1 protein-coding gene is annotated in these 579 nt (G+C 42.5%); it reads right to left on the reverse strand.

Annotated features, from left to right (window positions below):
• Positions 1–145: 145 nt before the first annotated feature.
• The coding region (gene greA / locus R8N49_RS29075) for a transcription elongation factor GreA (protein WP_318190693.1) at positions 146–579 on the reverse strand (434 nt) is incomplete at its 5' end.

Below are 579 nucleotides of genomic sequence, written 5' to 3' on the forward strand. Positions count from 1 at the left end.
TGGTAAAGTGCTTGTGCTATACCGCCAGTCTGAAGAGCGTAAAATCGAAATTCCTCGTAAGTAATTCACTTACGTTGTTGAAGAAAAAGGTCGCCATTGGCGACCTTTTTTGCATTTAACAAATAGTGGGCATTCAAGATGCCACTTAGATGTATTCAACTCGGTCAATTTCGAAATCTTTCGCTCCACCAGGAGTCTGGATAGCAACCTCGTCGCCTTCCATCTTGCCGATCAAGCCACGAGCAATTGGAGAGCTCACTGAAATACGGCCAGCTTTAATATCAGCTTCATCGTCACCAACGATCTGATATGTCTTTTCTTCATCGGTATCGACATCAATCAAAGTCACCGTTGAACCAAAGATAACCTTGCCAGTGTTTTCCATTTTAGTTACATCAATTACTTGCGCAACAGATAGCTTATATTCAATGTCACGGATTTGCGCTTCACAAATACCCTGCTCTTCTCGAGCGGCATGATATTCAGCATTTTCCTTCAAATCACCTAGTTCTCGTGCTTCAGCAATCGCTTCTGAAATTTGAGGACGTAGCTTAAGTAGACGTTCTAGTTCTGTACGTA

The sequence above is a fragment of the Vibrio sp. 1978 genome (genome assembly GCF_033344345.1).